Consider the following 17,312-nt stretch of genomic DNA (forward strand, 5'->3'; position numbering starts at 1 on the left):
ATTTCCTATAAATAAAGAGTCCATACTTAAACCTTCCTCAATATTTGAGGAGGGTTTTATGGCGTATTATGTGGTTAGTGAAGAAGTTTTAGTAAAGCTTCCCTACAGCACTGCATTTTAGAGGATTATTATAAAAACACTTTTGAGCTGTAATCAAGCAGTCATGTATTAGTATCTAAATCGGCCTTGAAGGGAAAAACGTTAAGAATTTCATGTATTGAGCTGTTAAAAATGATTTTAAACCCGCTAAAGCTCAAACAAAAAAATCATTTAGACTCAAGAAATGGAATTTAGCTTATGACTTCTAAGCCTTGAGTTTTTTGCTTCTTTTTATTTCCAACAAAAACGAAGACGAAAGAAGCTTGAAGTTGACGATAATTTAGTTGACAATGTATTTATACCTATCTTAAAAATAACCTTCCTTCTGTTCTAAAGTATAATATGTTTTATCGTGAATAGGATTGTAAACCAATAAGCACAAATCATTTTGGACACCATAGAAACATCCACTCTTGTACTCACATCTGTTTAATTTCTTATGGAAAATGGGTACACCATTATTGATAGAAGATAAAATGTCATTTTTTGTGGGAATCGCAAAAACGTTTACCTCATTATTAGTAACGATTAAAATTTCTGTCAAATCACTAGAAAGTTGTACATCAGTTACTTCAGTAAGATCTAGTTCTCCCACCTTTTCTAAGGTTCCTTTCTCTAACTTAGACGAAATTCCATATACCTCTGTTTTCTCTTTACTAAAAGTAAAGATGAAAAACTTTTTCAATTTTGGGTGATACACCATTGCTTTTGCATCTTTTTTACCTTCAGGGTAAACAAAAGTCTTGGTGGATGGCACCACAAATTGATCTTTGATTTCGCTTTCAGCTATTGAAAACACTTGAATATTTTTTCTCTTTTTAGATGGGTCTCCAATATCACCTATATGTAACGTATTTTCATAATTGGAAATACCCTGCCAACCAAAGGAAATACTTCGAACAAAGACCTTTTCCTTTGTTTTCCCGGTTTTAGGATTGACTAGGAATAAATAGGGTTCATTTTCGGTTTTGGTCTGAATCCACAAGGACTTCAAATTATCCGAATAAACCATTCCTGTTATATTCTTTTTATTTAAGTCTAATTCTTGTTTTTGAATAGTCTTATAAGTTATCTTTTTAGGAATTTCGTTTTGATTTTCAATTGATTTGCAACTGAATAAACTAAATCCAAAAGAAATAGTGACAATAATGTAAAGTATGTATCTCAATTTAGTAAAGTAGTAAGTATTATAGTTCAATACATTAGATTTAGTATTTGATCATAAAGTTACCTGCTTTAAAAAGGAGTTGTGGACTCCATAATCATACATTTAGAAAGATTAAGATAGATTGTGATTTAACGTAATCCACAATAACTCTTCTGACTTTTTTTAACAACAATTCCTCTATTAAATCTCATTTCCATTCTACATGTGATTTCTTCATTACTTTTATCATATTTCAATAAAATACGTCTTAAATTTCTATCTTTTAAAGAAAAGAAGGGTTATATTAAAAACTGCAAAAATTATGTGGAATATTTTGTAGGTAAAGCAACTTTCCTTTACTTTACCTATAGATTCAGTAGAGTATTACTTTTCACCTGAATCCAAACTAATTCAAATCAAGTTGTTTATTTAAAAATAGATACTAAGAAATGAGCGATTACAAATTCGAAACATTACAATTACATGCAGGCCAAGAAGTAGACCCAACAACTAATTCAAGAGCCGTACCCATTTATCAAACTACATCTTACGTTTTTGATAACGCAGAACATGCTGCCAACCTTTTTGGTCTAAAAGAGTTTGGTAACATCTATACTCGTATCATGAACCCAACAACTGATGTTTTTGAAAAGAGAATGGCCGCTTTAGAAGGTGGTGTAGCTGCCGTTGCTACAGCATCAGGTCAGTCAGCTCAGTTCCTTGCTTTGACTAACATCATGGAAAATGGAGATAACTTTGTCTCGTCTTCTTTCCTTTATGGCGGTACTTACAATCAATTCAAGGTACAATTTAAACGTCTTGGTATTGAGGCTCGTTTTGCTGAGGGCGATACTCCTGAAGCGTTCGCAGCTAAAATCGATGAGAATACAAAAGCCATTTATTTGGAAACAATCGGTAATCCAGAATTAAACATTCCCGATTTTGAGAAAATTGCCGAAATCGCAAAAGCTAATAAAATTCCATTAGTTGTAGACAATACTTTTGGTGCAGGTGGGTATTTATTCCAACCTCTAAAACATGGTGCTAACATTGTAACAGCATCTGCTACAAAATGGATCGGTGGACACGGTACTTCAATTGGTGGTATCATCGTAGATGGGGGTAACTTTGATTGGGGTAATGGTAAATTCCCAATCTTCACTGAACCTTCTGAAGGATATCACGGGTTGAAATTCTGGGAAGTATTTGGTGAAGGCAATCCTCTAGGTTTACCAAATATTGCGTTTGCAATCAGAGCAAGAGTGGAAGGACTTCGTGATTATGGTCCAGCAATCAGCCCATTCAACTCATTCCAATTGACACAAGGCTTAGAAACGCTCTCTCTTCGTATGGAAAGAATTGTAGCCAATGCTCAAACACTTGCTGAAAAATTGGAAGCACATGAGTTGGTAGAAAAGGTAAACTACCCAGGATTGAAATCAAGTAAATATTATGAGTTAGCTCAAAAGTATTTGACAAATGGTGCTGGTGGTGTATTTAGTTTTGAGGTGAAAGGCGGCTATGAAGCAGCAAAAACTTTTGTTTCTTCATTAAACTTAGTTTCTCACTTAGCCAACGTGGGTGATGCGAAAACATTAGCGATCCACCCGTCTTCTACTACGCACGAACAATTGGGTGCTGAAGAACAATTGGCTAGTGGCGTGACTCCAGGTATGGTCAGAATTTCAACAGGTTATGAGCATATCGATGATATCTTTGCAGATATCGAGCAAGCTTTACAGAAAACACAAGTTCCTGTAGCATAAGCTTTTTTCTATAAAAAGTAAATGGTGAATTATCAATGTCTCACTAAAGTGTAAGCATTAATAATTCACCATTTTTTATTGTCAATGCTGCTGATTTTTAACTCAGCATTCACCATTCAATTAATCTCTTTGTACCCCAAATACACTATCCAAAAATGTTAATACTGTAGAGTAAACAAGGCTAAATAAAAATGACATTGTTAGACCACCCGTGCCAAAACCATCAATAAGTGATCCTGCCCAGTAAAACATCAGTGCATTGATAACCAACAAGAAAAGACCCAACGTCAAAACTGTAATTGGCAATGTTAGTATAGTTAGAATTGGTTTTACAATAGCGTTCATAAAACCAATGGCTAAGGCTGCCCAAATTGCAGTCCCATAATCTGTTAAATGTATTCCCGAACTAGGTGCTATCCATTGGAAAAAGCCTGCACATGCCCACACGGCAATTGCTGAGACTAAAATTCTAATGACAAAATTTTTCATAATGTATATATATACTTGATTATAATATGTTTACTTTAAAAGTCATTCCAAAATAATTGAAAAACCTCAATTCTAATGCTACGTACTTAAGTAATTGTATTTATTAACGGAATTTCTAATCTGAATGAAAAGAAATATTATTCTTCTTCAAAAATGCCCTCTTCTTCCTTGAACTGAAGCCTTATCTCCTCCCCTTCATTTTCTATGTCTATTTTAAAACTAGATGACAGAGCAACATCCTCAGTTGGAAACCACGTTCCTTTTTTATCATTATTAATACAGATAAATAAGCCTTCTGGATTCCCAACTGCACAAAACCGTTGAAATGACCCATCATATATAGGCATTGATGGAGAAGTAGACCGAAGAATAGATTGATACACTTTTTCAATGTCTTTTGATGGAACACCTATTTCAGAGATAGAGATAATAGACGATGCATCAAAGTTTTCATTTCCATTTCCTAACACCTCTTCCCTTCCAATCAACTCTACTATATTTTTATCCTTATCATAAAAATAAATTGCTTTTGCTTTCCAAGCTGAAAAATCTTGAATATCTGAGATACCTTCTTTTAATATTGTAACCCTTTTTTTTAACCAACCTACTGCTTCTTCAATAAGTTCAAATGGGATATTAAAAGCAAAATGATAAGGTTTACTTTCTTCTGATTTTTGAAAAACTAACTCTGATGACCCTACCTGTAACGATATAGTATCTTCATTTCTACGGAGAAGTGGAATCCCTAATGTTTTCTGATAGAAATGGAGCTGTTCTACAAGATGTGTTGAATTTAAGTACAGTTTTCGAATTTTCATAGAAGTGGGTTAATGCCAAAACGAATACCTAATTTACATTTTTAAGTTTCAAGACACAAAAGAATTTAATGAAACGGGTACAATTATAATTTGAGAATAAAGGTTTTCAATCAAAGCCTTCTTCAGATTCAAAAAGACATTATTATTATGAAAAAAGACTTCCCAAGTAAATGAGAAGTCTTCAAAGTTACACTTTATACCGTTTATCCTTTTTTAATAGCATAATCGTACTGATCCAAAAATATTCCCTTATGATCCGTATGTTTTTGGTCGGTTAAAACTTTAAATGCCTCATTGGCCATAAGCGTCCCTGATAACCAAACCACTGGTGCTAAACTTGGTCTTGGACGTTTTCCATGTAGAACATCACCCACACAATCTTTATCGATAATTGAAAATGGTGAAAAGTGAGAAAAAGTATATTCCACTTCTTTCCTAACCGCTTCTACACACATTTCTTCAGTGATTGCATCAATTGGAACCCCAGCCGTGGGTAATTCTAAATAATCTTCCCAATGCGGACTATCGGGTTTCATTACGAAAACACTTGCATACGGTGTCAACCAAGCATCTACAATAGTGATATTCTTCTTTCTAGCTGTACGTTCTAATACAATACTGCTGAACATATCATCCATGCCATTAATGATCACATCTATATTTTCCAACAGTTCTTCTACATTGGCCAATTGTACAGGTTCAATAACGGCTCGAATATTCAATTCTTTATTAATTTCTAAGAACTTCTCTTTCAAAACCTCCGCTTTGTGTTGACCAATAGTGATCGAATTAGAATACAATTGTCTATTACAATTTGACGTTTCGAAAATATCAAAATCGCAGATAGTAATATTACCAACTCCCATTCTAACGAGCACTTCAGCGGCTACACCACCCATACCACCAACACCTGCTATCAATACAGAACCCTCAGAAAGTTTTGCTTGTTGTACCTCAGTAATTAACCCTATATTTCTTTCAAACATCATAGTTTAGCTTTTTGTTTCAAATAGTGGATTATCAATAAAAGTCTCTTTCGTAATGATATAAATAGGGTTATCTATTTCTTCAGGATCATTGTGATCAAAAAGAAATTGGCCCGATTTATAAAAACGAGAACCGGTAAGCTTATTCACATTCTCAATGAAAGTCGGTACTTTTTTTTCTACTTCCGAAATGCTAATTCTCTTTCCTCCAAGTCTTTCAAGATTTCGGGTTGATTCTTCAGAATTAAACATAATACTGTAACAAGGAGCAGTTTTTGTTGCTGCTTTCAAATAAGGGTAGGATACAAATTCTTTTACTTCATCTCTACCTATCGTTGTATGGGCATAAGTAAAATCTCCAAATTCATGATAAAAAGTGATTAACAGTAACTTCCCATTTTTTTTATGTTTTGCAGCAAAAAACTTATTCTCTGCAAACAACTGTTCAACATTAATATTCCGATGCTGAACACTAGGTAGTCTCCTTAATAGTAATTTGTCGTGTTCTGGAAGTTCAGTCACGATGATGAGGTCTTCGATTGAAATTTTCAAAATGATTTAAATTAATAAGTACAAAGTCAAAAATAAATCATAGTTAATTCTAACTTTTTTTTTGGGGAGTACAACGCTAAAAAACGTATTAATAGTGGTTCTATTAAAAGCTTTTTTGAAGGAAGTAATCGCAAAACAATAAATAGAATTAGTATTAGATAATTTTGAATTTGTACTTAAGAGCTAAAAGTTATATAGAACAATGGTACTTCGGCTTTAAGTTAAGTGATGTAGTAACATTGCGTTTGTTTTGCATGATTCATTTTAGGCTCTTAAATATAACCTCACATCATTACCTATCAAATTGTTTTATCAGAATTACAATGTAACATTACACACGATCTGTTATAATAATAAATTACCTCATCGTTCGTCTACAAATTGTTTTGTAAGCGAATGATGAGGTAAAATGATGTTTTGACAATTTGAATCTAGAATACTAAAGATTAGTTACAAACATCCTCCTCGTCTTTTGTGATCACAATATTTAGATTATTGATTTCATTCTTTTTATCACACAATCCTGGAGGAATATTTATCACTGGATTGTTTTGTATATTCAGAGTAAGCAACCTTGGCAAGTCGACCAACTCATTCGGAAGCTCGTTGATGTTGTTATTTTGAATGCTTAGACTCAAAAGGTTGTTCAAATCCCCTATCTCTCTAGGTAGTGCAGTAAGCTCATTATATTGTAAATGAAAAATCATTAATGATTGAAGTTTTCCAATTTCAGAAGGAATAGATGACAATTTATTATCGTATAAACTCAATATCTCTAATTTCTTAAGATCACAAACCTCTTTTGGTAACTCTTTCAAGTCAGTCCCTACAATTGTTAAACTTGTCAGTTCAGATAACTCACCAAAACTTTGAGGAATTTCATTCACATAAATAGTAGAGATAATTAGCTTGGTTACTCTACCGTCGGTAATAGTGACACCTTGCCACTCTTCCATAGATTCAGCATCCAAATCCCAATCCAAGTAAGTAAACAGAGTGTTGTAAGCTTTATTGATGGTATAGAATTCTTCTAAAACAGCTCTGTCATTTTCTAAAGATGTTTCCTTCATTAAGCTCACATTCACTTTGTATTCTTGTGTACTTCCGTCTTCTGCAACGACTTCATAAGTGATTTCTTGAGTAAAATCTTGAGCTGTATTTGGTAATGGAGAAATAGATGAGCCCTCACTTATTTCAATAATCGGAACAAGACTTCTTAAACCAGTATTATAAGGTAAAGACACTGAAATTTCGTAGCTGTTGTGATCAATGTCCCCTTGATATAAAATGTCGTCGATATTAAAGCCAAATGATTTGATTTTTTTATCGCTATTCAAAGTAGTAAACACTATGGTATATTCTGCCTTTGTTATACCATCTTGAGCCGTAACCATGAATTTTACTTCTTGTGTAAAGTCCATTGCCTGGCCTTGATCAGGAGTAATTGATGCACCTTGAGAGAGTTCAATTGATGGTACTAAAGCCGATAAGTCAATAGCATCAGAGACTTGAACTTTTATTGTATTACCTTCTATCTCAGTGGATATAGCTTCCTCTAATTGGGGGTTGTTACTGGTCAAAAAATTAAAAGAAATAATTGACGCAACATCACTTTTCTGAACGGAAGCCTTCACGGTGTAAGTCGTTGTGGTATACCCTTCTCCACTCAATGTATACGTCTTTGGACTGGAAAAATCTTGTGATTCAATAGTGTTAGGTGTAATACTTATCCCTTCAGAAACACTTATTGTTGGGTTTAAATTTGAAAGGGATGTGAGAGCCGGAAAAGTTACATTGATGACCTTTTCCTCTGGGTCGATTACTCCATAGATGTCTTCGGAAAGACCACTATTATAGACGGCCTCAAATTTAAATTCTTTGATTGTTGGGATAATAGACGCTTTTTCGATTTCATCTTTTTCACAAGAAATCAAAAGTAGAAAAAATGAAAAAATAAATGGAAGTGTGATTCTTAGTTTCATATTAATTGATTATTATTTAGTAATACATTTTAGGAATGTATTCGGATTTTGGATTCAAAAGAATTAGCTATTTAAATGATAGAAAATTCCATACAATCGGTTAGTAACCTAATGCATGTAACACCATCATTTTGAACAAAGTGACACTAGTTAAAGACCATAATCTCTTGCCTTGAAATCTTAAATGATTTTAAGTACAAATTCAAAATTAGCTATGATTTGTTTTTGACTTAGTACTTATTGATAATTAGGTATTAAAGAGATAATAGGTGAAAGAGTGAAGCTTGTTTTTCAAAAATTATGGAAAGAATGTATACACCACTCGAAAGCACATTTTAATGGATTCAAAAATATATTATGCATTTCAAAAAGGCATGACTCAAACTTTCCGGGCCTGAAATTAGTGATTATCTATTGTATCACAAAGAAAAATATAACACTTAACACAACGTTTTTATTCTAGATAAATTTACTTCATAAAACAAGAGATGAAAAAGAAGGCAAGGCAGTTTTTTTTGTATTAACAGGCATAATCAATTCGAATCAAAACTTTTTCTCCATCACGCCATCTTATCCAGCCTATTTCTCCCAAAATAGTTTTTACTTTTATCCAATCGCCCTCCATATCTATTGATTATGCTTTCCATATTTTGTATTTGTCCTCTTTTGGATTTTCAATTACTAAGCTGTTAGATTTCGGCTCTTTTTTCAAGGGATTAGTTACACGATTAAAATCAAGATGCATTGGTTCCATTGTCCATTTGAGTATAAATTCTTTGATTGTTTCTTTCTTAAAGTTTGTATCTGTTTTCTTTATCCATCCAAACTCATTTTCATTCAGTTTTACTTTATATAAAGTACCTGTAGAATCTGTACACTCAAAAGAAAGTCTGAAATAGTCAGGATTATCTACCCAAAGCCAAGGGCTAAAGGGGTTCGAAGAATCATAAGATTTAAATACTTTTCCCTTAAAAGTAGTCACGATACCAAGAGAATCATCATAAGCTATTCTAACAATTGGATTATTATCTTTATCATTAAGAATAATGGAGTCTTGGTAAGAATCAAAATCATTTGAAGGGGTAATGAAGCAAATTCCTTGTATATTTTTTTCCGTTGTAAAAGGATATTCTAATAGTTGATTTAAATAGCGCAAATGAGTGGAGCTATCGTTCTGAGAGTAACAGTCTAAGCAGAGGAAAATGAATATTATTGAAGTTATTATCTTTTTCATAATAGATTGTACATAAATTACTGGGATAAAAACCTAAAAATAAAAAACCCCTTGAAAAGATACCAAAGGCACTTCCCAAGAGGTTACAAAAGCTATATATAAATGTTAAGTACTAGGACAGACGAAAACGAGTGCTTCGTGCACCATAGTTAAAACTATGGGCAGGTGAGACAACAACCTAATCAAGACTAAAGACTTGAAGGTTGATAACGAATGCAACACTTTAGTGTTGTTGGAGTCAATATCACCAGCCCATGACTTCAGTCATGGTGCACAATAGTATTGTTCCATTTCGTTTGTCCTACTACTTATCTTTTTTCTCTCGACATAGAGTAGGGTGCGCTGTCAGCAGCAGTACCCCATGATTTGTTTGGTGTTGCTCCCATTTCAAATACAATCTCTCCACCTGCCATGATTTGCTCATGTGTTAAGAATGTTTTGTTGAAAGGTTGACCGTTTAATGTTGCCGATTGGATGTACACGTTTTCTTCTGAATTGTTGTTCGCAATTACTTTGAAAGATTTTCCGTTTTCCAATTGCATTTCAGCTTCACCAAACTCAGGTGAACCGATTACGTACTCGCTTGTACCTGGTGCTACTGGATACATCCCCAATGCTGAGAATACATACCAAGCTGAAGTTTGACCGTTGTCTTCATCACCACATAACCCGTCAGGAGTTGGGCTGTAAAGGTCTTTCAATACTTTACGTACCCACTTTTGTGCTTTCCAAGGTTGACCAGCGTAGTTGTAAAGGTAAATACCGTGTTGGATAGGTTGGTTACCGTGAGCGTATTGGCCTGTTCCGTATTTCTCGTCGGCTACTTTCATTTCTGTGATTTCATGAATCTCAAAACCGTAGTAGTCGTGATTGGCAATTGATGGAGTAGAGAAGATAGAGTCAATTTTAGCTGCGAATGCTTCTTGACCTCCCATTAGATCTCCTAAACCTGCAGGGTCATGGAATACTGACCATGTGTAGTGCCATGATGAACCTTCTGTAAATGCTCCACCCCATGCTTCAGGAATGAAAGGTGTTTGCCATGAACCGTCCTTCATTTTTGCTCTCATAAAGTTGGTCGATGGATCAAATACGTTTTTGTAGTTCTGTGCTCTTTTCGCGAATAAGTCGATCTCTTCTTGAGGTCTTCCTAACTCTTCCGCTAATTTCATGATGGTGAAGTCAGCGTAAGCATATTCTAATGTACGGGCAGTGTTTTCATGAATACCAACATCGTAAGGGATATAGCCTAAGTTGTTGTAATAATCTACACCCATACGACCTACTGAACCTAATGGTCCATGGTTTTTAGAGTTTTTGATAATGGCAGCGTACAATGTATTGATGTCGTATCCTCTGATTCCTTTTAAGTAAGAATCAGCAATCAATGAAGCTGAATTTGAACCGATCATACAATCTCTGTGACCTGGCGATGCCCATTCTGGCAACCATCCACTTTCGTTGTAAGTGTTGACTAAACCTTGCATGATGTGGCTGTTCAACTCAGGGTACATTACTGTGAAGAATGGGAAGACTGCTCTGAAAGTATCCCAGAATCCATTATCTGTAAACATATAACCTGGCAATACTTCTCCGTTGTAAGGTGAGTAGTGTACCAATTTATTGTCTTTGTCGTATTCGTAAAACTTACGAGGGAAAAGTAAAGTACGGTACATTGAAGTATAGAAGTTTTGCATACTTCTCTCCGATCCACCTTTTACTTTCAAACGGTTAAATTCTATATTCCACTCGTATTGTGCTTCGTCTTTTACTTGAGCAAAAGTCTTTGCTCCTACCTCTCTGTCCAAGTTGATTTGAGCTTGCTCAGGAGAGATAAATGATGAAGCTACTTTCGCTGTGATTACTTCACCTGCTTTAGTAGCAAATTTTACATAACCCGCTGTTCTTTCAGCTTTTACTTCCAATGCTTCTGAAGCACTCTTACCGTCCCAAGTTCCTTGAGTTGTGAAAGGCTTGTCAAATTCAATCACAAAGTAATTTGCAAAGTTATCAGGCACTCCACCACTGTTGTTTTTTACATAACCAACAATTTTGTTTTCACCTGGAATAATTTTCACTGAAGAACCTTTATGATACGCATCTACTAATACAATGGCATCTTTTGTTTCAGGGAAAGTGAATTGGAAAATGGCACCACGCGTTGTTGGAGCAACTTCCGCTTTCGTTTTATAGGTATCCAAATTCACACTGTAATAATGTGGTTTGGCAATTTCAGTATCATGAGAGTATTTCGACTGACGCTCTTTCTCTTTAAACTTCACCTCACCTGTCATTGGGAATATTGAAAATGCAGCATAGTCATTGATCCAAGGACTTGGCTGATGGGTTTGTTTGATACCGTTAATACTATCTTTTTGGTACATATATGCCCAACCATCTCCGTTTTCGTTGGTTTGAGGCGTCCAGAAGTTCATACCAAATGGTGTAGCTACTGCCGGATAAGTGTTACCTGTAGATAATCTAAAATCGGATAGTGAACCTACTTGTGTGCTCACATATTTTGTAAAATCTTCTAATTGTGGTTTTTCCTCCTTTTGTGTACAAGAGTACATCAGCGGAAGTACTAATAGAAGTGAAAAGTAATTAAATAATCTCATATATATTTTGTTGTGTAGTTTAATCTATTCCAAACTTGATAATGGCTGATCTTCCAAAGAAGCTCCAAAAGATTTGTTAGGTTGAGGTCCCATTTCAAAAGTGAGAACTCCACCCTCTTCTATTTGTGATTGAGTGATATATGATTTTGTAATCGGTTCTCCATTTAAGTGGAGCGACTGTACATACATATTCTCTGCAGATTGATTATGGGCCACCACTGTAAATGATTTTCCATTCGCTAAATCCATATTCACTTTATCGAAAATTGGAGAACCAATAATGTATTCTTCTGATCCTGGGCAAGCTGGATAGAAACCCATTGCTGAGAAGATATACCAAGCTGACATCTGACCACAATCTTCATTGTTGATCATTCCATCTGGTTGATCAGAATACATCTCATCCATTAGTCTTCTCACCATTGCTTGTGTTTTCCAAGCTTCTCCTACGTAATTGTAGAGATAAGGATTGGCGTGTCCTGGCTCATCACCATGAGCATATCCACCTACAAAACCAGAAATATCAACATGTTCCTCTCCTTTCATATGTAATTCTGTGCTGAACAAATGATCCAACTCTCTTCCAAAGGCTTCTCTTCCACCTTTCATCTCAATAAAATCATTTAATGCGTGAGGAACGAAGTAATCATATGCCCATTTATTACCTGAAATCCAATGTTCTTGCAATGGCTCCCATTCATCCATTACAATATCACCAAACCATTCACCATTCGCTTTACGAGGCCAAAACATGTTTCTTTCCTTATTGAAAACGTTCTTATAGTTTTGGGCACGCTTCATATAGTATTCGTACTCTTTGTCTTTTCCAAGTTCTTTGGCCAATTGGGCAATCACCCAATCCTCATAAGCATATTCTAAGGTCTTTGAGATATTTTTAGGAATTTCCGCAGGAACATATCCTAATTTGATATATTCATTCAAACCACCATCTCCATCAGAACTCGATACTTTGTTGAAGTGAGCAATGTCGTCCATTGCAGCAAAAGCCTCTTCTTTATTAATGTTAGCTCCTTTCTGTATCGCATCATAAATTACGGGAACTGAAGGATAGCCAATCATACAAGTATTGTCTACACCACAAAGCTCCCATAGTGGTAAATGCTCATTCGCATCTGTATATCTAGAAATTAATGATTTTGAAAACTCTTCAGACATTCTTGTTTCTAAGAAACTAATTAATGGTTTTGTTGCTCTGAAAGTGTCCCAAGTTGAAAATGATGAGTAATTAATAAAGTTATCTGCTGTTAGTTCTTTTCCCATCGCCACGTATTTACCATCCACATCCATTGATAAGTTAGGAGCAATAAAGTTGTGGTAAACACCTGTATAGAAAATTGTCTTTTGTTCTTCTGTCCCTCCTTCTATATCAAACTTATTCAATACATTTGACCATTCTTTTTGTGCATTGTCTAATGCAACTGAGAAACTCATTCCTTTTTCAGCATTCAAGTTCTTTCTTGCACCTTCTAAACTCACTGCAGAAATACCGACTTTCACTTCAATAGCCTCTCCTTCACTAGTTTTGAATGTGGCAAAGCCTTTTACATCCTTTCCTGAAGCTGTTTGCTTCTCTGTGATTGTACCGTTTTTAGCTACTTTAAAAGTTTCATAAGGTTTTGAGAATTCTGCTACGAAATACACATTTCTTTTACCTCCCCATCCATTACTTAAACAAACGCCCGTTACTTCTTCATTGCTTTCAGAATGAATTTCAGTTTTTAATACTTGACCGAAAATTATGTTAGTAGGGTCAAAAATGATATTAGCGTTATCTGTATTAGGAAAAGTATATTTATGAAAACCGACTCTTTTACCTGTTGTCAGTTGTACATCTACATCGTAGTCTTCAAGATACACTTGATAGTAACCTGGCTCTGCCTGTTCTTTTTCATGCGAAAAACGACTTCTCCAACCTTCATCTGGATTTTCAATAGCACCAGCTTCTAACTTCAATTCTCCAACGGTAGGCATTAATAAAATATCTCCAAGGTCTGACCAGCCTGTACCACTTAAGTGTGTATGACTAAACCCCTTAATATTATCATCATCATAATGGTATCCTGCACAGTGATTCCAACCTTTTGTATCAGTATCTGGGCTCAACTGAATCATAGAAAAAGGCGTGGTTGCTCCTGGAAAAGTATGCACAATTCCGCCTGTTCCAATAAAAGGATCAACATAGTTAATCGGTTTTTTGCTTACCTCTACTACTTTTTTCTCTTCTTTACAACCCACTGTAATTAGAAAAAGTGCTAGTATTGAAGCTATTGAAGTAATTTTTTTCATTTCTTTTGTAAACTGTATGTAGGCTCTTAAAAATCGCAAAAACATGCATAAACGAGCAATTTCTTGCAAGATATTCCTGTAGGGGGTGAAATGCAATGTGTTGATACTACAATTATTAATTCTTAAGTATTATTAAGAGATAAATCAGTAATGAGAGATCTTGAAATAAGAAAAGTAAATTATTTTCTCGTTTGAAAAGATGGAAGCAACCTCAAGTTCAATTACGAAATTATCAACACTTTATATTTTCTATTATAAAAAACTCACCCAATCTATTATTCAATTAAAATTATCGTCGTATATTGCTTTTTATCTATTATTTCATGCATTATGGCAGAAATTAATAGAAACCACAGCGATTGTGGAAGTTTAGTACTAACACTCTATTAGATTTTTATGATACTTTCAACACAAACTAAAAATGCGGTATTAAATGATTTAGCAACTTTAATTGCTGATCATTCTTCAGAGATCATTAAAGCCAATAAAAGTGATCTTGAAAAAGCGGGTGATTTGGATCCGACGCTTGTAGACCGCCTAAAAGTGGATGAGAAAAAAGTGCAAGGGATGGTTGCTTCAGTACACGAAGTAATTGGTTTAGAAGATCCTGAGGGGAAAGTTTTGTCTTCGTACGATCACCCCAACGGAATGAAAGTGGAAAATAGAGTGGTCCCCTTTGGGAAAATTTTAATTATATACGAATCTCGTCCTGACGTAACTATTGAAGCGGCTGTAAGTGCTTTTAAATCAGGAAATAAGATATTATTAAAAGGTGGAAAAGAGGCACGTCAGTCTAACTTACAATTAGTTGACCTTTGGAAAAAAGCACTGAGCCAAAATAACGTAAGTGAAGATTATGTCGAGTACCTTGATATAGATCGTGAAACAACGCAAAAGTTATTAGCAGAAAACACGCACAAATTAGATCTTATCATCCCTAGAGGTGGCGAAGGCCTTATCAACTACATCAAGCAAACTACCTCTGTTCCATTGATGATCAGTGGTCGCGGTAATAACTTCGTTTATGTGCATGATAATGCCGACTTTGAAATGGCTACTGAGGTTATCCTTAATGGAAAGAGCCGTTTGAGTGTTTGTAATGCAATTGACAAAGTGCTTTTCAATGAGAGCATTCCTCAACTAGAAGAAAAGATTCAAGGTTTAGTAGCTCGTGCCAAAGAAATTGGGTTGGATATTCATGGTGATCAAAAAATTGCTTCTTTAAATAGTGAAGTTCAAGTTACTGATGTGGAAGCACTAATGCCTGAGGAATTCCTTTCGGAGAAGATATTATTTGTTGCTATAAGTGGACTAGAGGAAGCCATTGCAACGATCAACCAATACTCTGGAGGACACTCTGCTGTCATCATCTCAAAAGATGAGGAGAGTGCAACTTTATTCCAATATGAAGTAGATTGTGCTGCAGTTTACCACAACGCCTCGTCAAGGTTTACTGATGGTGGACAGTTTGGTTTTGGTGCTGAAATCGCAATCAGTACTCAGAAACTACACTTCAGAGGACCCGTTGGATTAGCACAATTAGTCTCAAACAAGTGGTTTATTAAAGGGAACGGGCAAACGAGAGGTTAATATGAAACCAAGAATAGTGGTAAAAATAGGGACGTCTACCCTTACTGCTGGAACAAGTATGATTTCCAGAGGTAAAATCGAAAACATTGGGCGTCAAATACTTGCCTTAAGAGACCAATATGATATTATTTTGGTTTCTTCTGGTGCAGTTGCCACGGCCAAACAATTTATAAATATTAGTGGATTGAAAAATAATATGGTGCATTCCAAACAAGCTTTATCAGCAATTGGACAACCCAAATTATTACAGATCTACGCTGAGGTTTTTGGTGATTTTGATTTAAAAGTCGCACAGTGTCTGATGACCTATAAGGATTTTGACAATAATGAATCAAAAACCAACACTCTCAACACTGTCAATGAACTACTCACACACGGGTTTATTCCGATTTTTAATGAGAATGATACCGTGGCAGTGGAAGAATTGATTTTGGGTGATAATGATAAACTTTCTGCGCTAGTGGCTTCACTTGTCAAAGCAGATAAGTTAATTATTGCCTCTGACATTGATGGTTTATTTACGAAAAACCCTAATATTCATGATGATGCTGAATTGATTCCTGTTGTTAAAGACTTGGAAGAAATCAAGCAGTTTATTGAAGAAAGGGAAAATGGGTTGGGAACTGGCGGAATGACTTCAAAAGTTAGTGCTGCCAAAATCTGTTTTGATGAAGATATTGAGGTTTACCTTGTAAATGGTAGCCGAACTAATTTCATACAAAGGTCTTTGGAAGGGAGCTTGAAATTTACAAAATTCCAACCTAGCTAGAATCGGAAGGTTTTAAAAGATCGTAAAGTAAAATGACGTTATTGTTTACATATTTTGAGCTGTAAATAATAACGTCATTTTTGATTTATATAACTATTCGAATTACTTTTTCAGATTCGCTTTATTAAAAACATTATCAGAAATCGGCACATTATCCTGCATCTCAATCACAATAAAATCTGTCCCTTTCCCATCTTTTAATACGTCCTTATAATTCATCTTGAAAGGATAGAATCTTCCATTCACTGGGCGAACATCTTCCATGTTAATCGTCTTTAAAAGCTGACCACTTTTGGCGAATAGATCTTGACGCATGGGTACATAATTTTTCTTTTCTACCCACATCTTCACTTTAGGGTAGGAAATATCGTCCACTTTAGCGTCCAATTGTAATATATAACAGTCTTCTCCGTTCATCTGCTCTTCTCCTTTGATAGTTGGTGTGTACATATCCACCATTTTCTTCTCCTGCATCATATCTTCATACGACATGTCTGACCCATTGACAGACTGTCTTAGCATATGACCTGAAATCTGTATGGTACGATCTGATGATGGAGAGTAAATCCAAAGTTTATCGTCCAGCTTCAACATTTTAGTCCCTTTTTCTCTTGCCGGCGAAAGGTATTCTGAAAAAGTATCTTTTGTTCCTCTGGAATAGGCTTCCATCACAATTTCCTTGTTCTTTCTCTTTCCATATACAATCATTTTTGATTTAGTAATTTTTGTATTGGAATACATGTTTTCATCAATTTTTTGAAGCATTGCTACGGGGTCTTGTGCCATTACGGTACAGCCTATTAGTAGAAAAGCTATGGTGAATATTTTTTTCATATTTCTTTATTGTTTTAATTCTTTTTATATCTCAAGTGTTAAGCCGAAAGGCGTCACTTGTGATTTATCATTGTCTCCCGACTTCGAATAGCCTAATTGTATTTGTTCGTTTTGAAGTCAG

The 17,312-nt window shown here is 35.0% G+C and carries 13 protein-coding genes; 3 read left to right on the plus strand and 10 right to left on the minus strand.

Annotation, left to right across the window (positions count from 1 at the left end; all coding sequences use genetic code 11):
* Positions 1–406: 406 nt before the first annotated feature.
* On the minus strand, positions 407–1,267 hold the full coding sequence (locus PL77_RS12975; RefSeq protein ID WP_044205836.1) for a hypothetical protein: 861 nt from the start codon (positions 1,265–1,267) through the stop codon (positions 407–409).
* A gap of 428 nt (positions 1,268–1,695) precedes the next feature.
* On the opposite strand from PL77_RS12975, the gene PL77_RS12980 reads away from it, so the two are divergent.
* Complete coding sequence (locus tag PL77_RS12980; protein WP_044205840.1) at positions 1,696–3,012, plus strand: O-acetylhomoserine aminocarboxypropyltransferase/cysteine synthase family protein; 1,317 nt, start codon at positions 1,696–1,698, stop codon at positions 3,010–3,012.
* Positions 3,013–3,132: 120 nt separating this feature from the next.
* Here PL77_RS12980 and PL77_RS12985 read toward each other — a convergent pair whose 3' ends face one another.
* The 8 genes from PL77_RS12985 to PL77_RS13020 form a co-directional block, all read right to left on the minus strand.
* Positions 3,133–3,501 carry a phage holin family protein gene (locus PL77_RS12985; protein ID WP_044205843.1) on the minus strand — a complete coding sequence of 123 codons (369 nt, stop codon included), beginning with the start codon at positions 3,499–3,501 and terminating at the stop codon, positions 3,133–3,135.
* Between the two features lie 137 nt (positions 3,502–3,638).
* Positions 3,639–4,319, minus strand: coding sequence for a VOC family protein (locus tag PL77_RS12990; RefSeq protein WP_044205845.1), 681 nt, complete (start codon positions 4,317–4,319; stop codon positions 3,639–3,641).
* Positions 4,320–4,522: 203 nt separating this feature from the next.
* A complete protein-coding gene (locus PL77_RS12995) occupies positions 4,523–5,308 on the minus strand; it encodes a ThiF family adenylyltransferase (RefSeq protein WP_082026523.1) in 786 nt (261 codons plus the stop codon).
* Positions 5,309–5,311: 3 nt separating this feature from the next.
* Positions 5,312–5,857, minus strand: a complete 546-nt coding sequence (locus tag PL77_RS13000; protein ID WP_044205848.1) for a hypothetical protein — start codon at positions 5,855–5,857, stop codon at positions 5,312–5,314.
* A gap of 446 nt (positions 5,858–6,303) precedes the next feature.
* Positions 6,304–7,839 (minus strand): DUF5018 domain-containing protein, encoded by a 1,536-nt coding sequence (locus tag PL77_RS30535; protein WP_052444379.1) that lies wholly within the window; start codon positions 7,837–7,839, stop codon positions 6,304–6,306.
* A 634-nt stretch (positions 7,840–8,473) separates the two neighbouring features.
* A complete protein-coding gene (locus PL77_RS13010) occupies positions 8,474–9,073 on the minus strand; it encodes a hypothetical protein (protein ID WP_156152355.1) in 600 nt (199 codons plus the stop codon).
* A gap of 308 nt (positions 9,074–9,381) precedes the next feature.
* Positions 9,382–11,691 carry a GH92 family glycosyl hydrolase gene (locus PL77_RS13015; protein ID WP_052444380.1) on the minus strand — a complete coding sequence of 770 codons (2,310 nt, stop codon included), beginning with the start codon at positions 11,689–11,691 and terminating at the stop codon, positions 9,382–9,384.
* A 24-nt stretch (positions 11,692–11,715) separates the two neighbouring features.
* On the minus strand, positions 11,716–13,998 hold the full coding sequence (locus PL77_RS13020) for a GH92 family glycosyl hydrolase (RefSeq protein WP_044205855.1): 2,283 nt from the start codon (positions 13,996–13,998) through the stop codon (positions 11,716–11,718).
* Positions 13,999–14,394: 396 nt separating this feature from the next.
* On the opposite strand from PL77_RS13020, the gene PL77_RS13025 reads away from it, so the two are divergent.
* Both PL77_RS13025 and proB read left to right on the plus strand, forming a co-directional pair.
* A complete protein-coding gene (locus tag PL77_RS13025; protein ID WP_044205857.1) occupies positions 14,395–15,588 on the plus strand; it encodes a glutamate-5-semialdehyde dehydrogenase in 1,194 nt (397 codons plus the stop codon).
* Position 15,589: 1 nt separating this feature from the next.
* Positions 15,590–16,357 (plus strand): glutamate 5-kinase, encoded by a 768-nt coding sequence (gene proB, locus PL77_RS13030; protein ID WP_044205859.1) that lies wholly within the window; start codon positions 15,590–15,592, stop codon positions 16,355–16,357.
* A 102-nt stretch (positions 16,358–16,459) separates the two neighbouring features.
* On the opposite strand, the gene PL77_RS13035 is transcribed toward proB, so the two are convergent.
* Complete coding sequence (locus tag PL77_RS13035) at positions 16,460–17,191, minus strand: outer membrane lipoprotein-sorting protein (protein ID WP_044205862.1); 732 nt, start codon at positions 17,189–17,191, stop codon at positions 16,460–16,462.
* Positions 17,192–17,312 lie beyond the last annotated feature (121 nt).

It is taken from the genome of Flammeovirga sp. OC4 (assembly GCF_000812565.1).
Taxonomy (GTDB): domain Bacteria; phylum Bacteroidota; class Bacteroidia; order Cytophagales; family Flammeovirgaceae; genus Flammeovirga.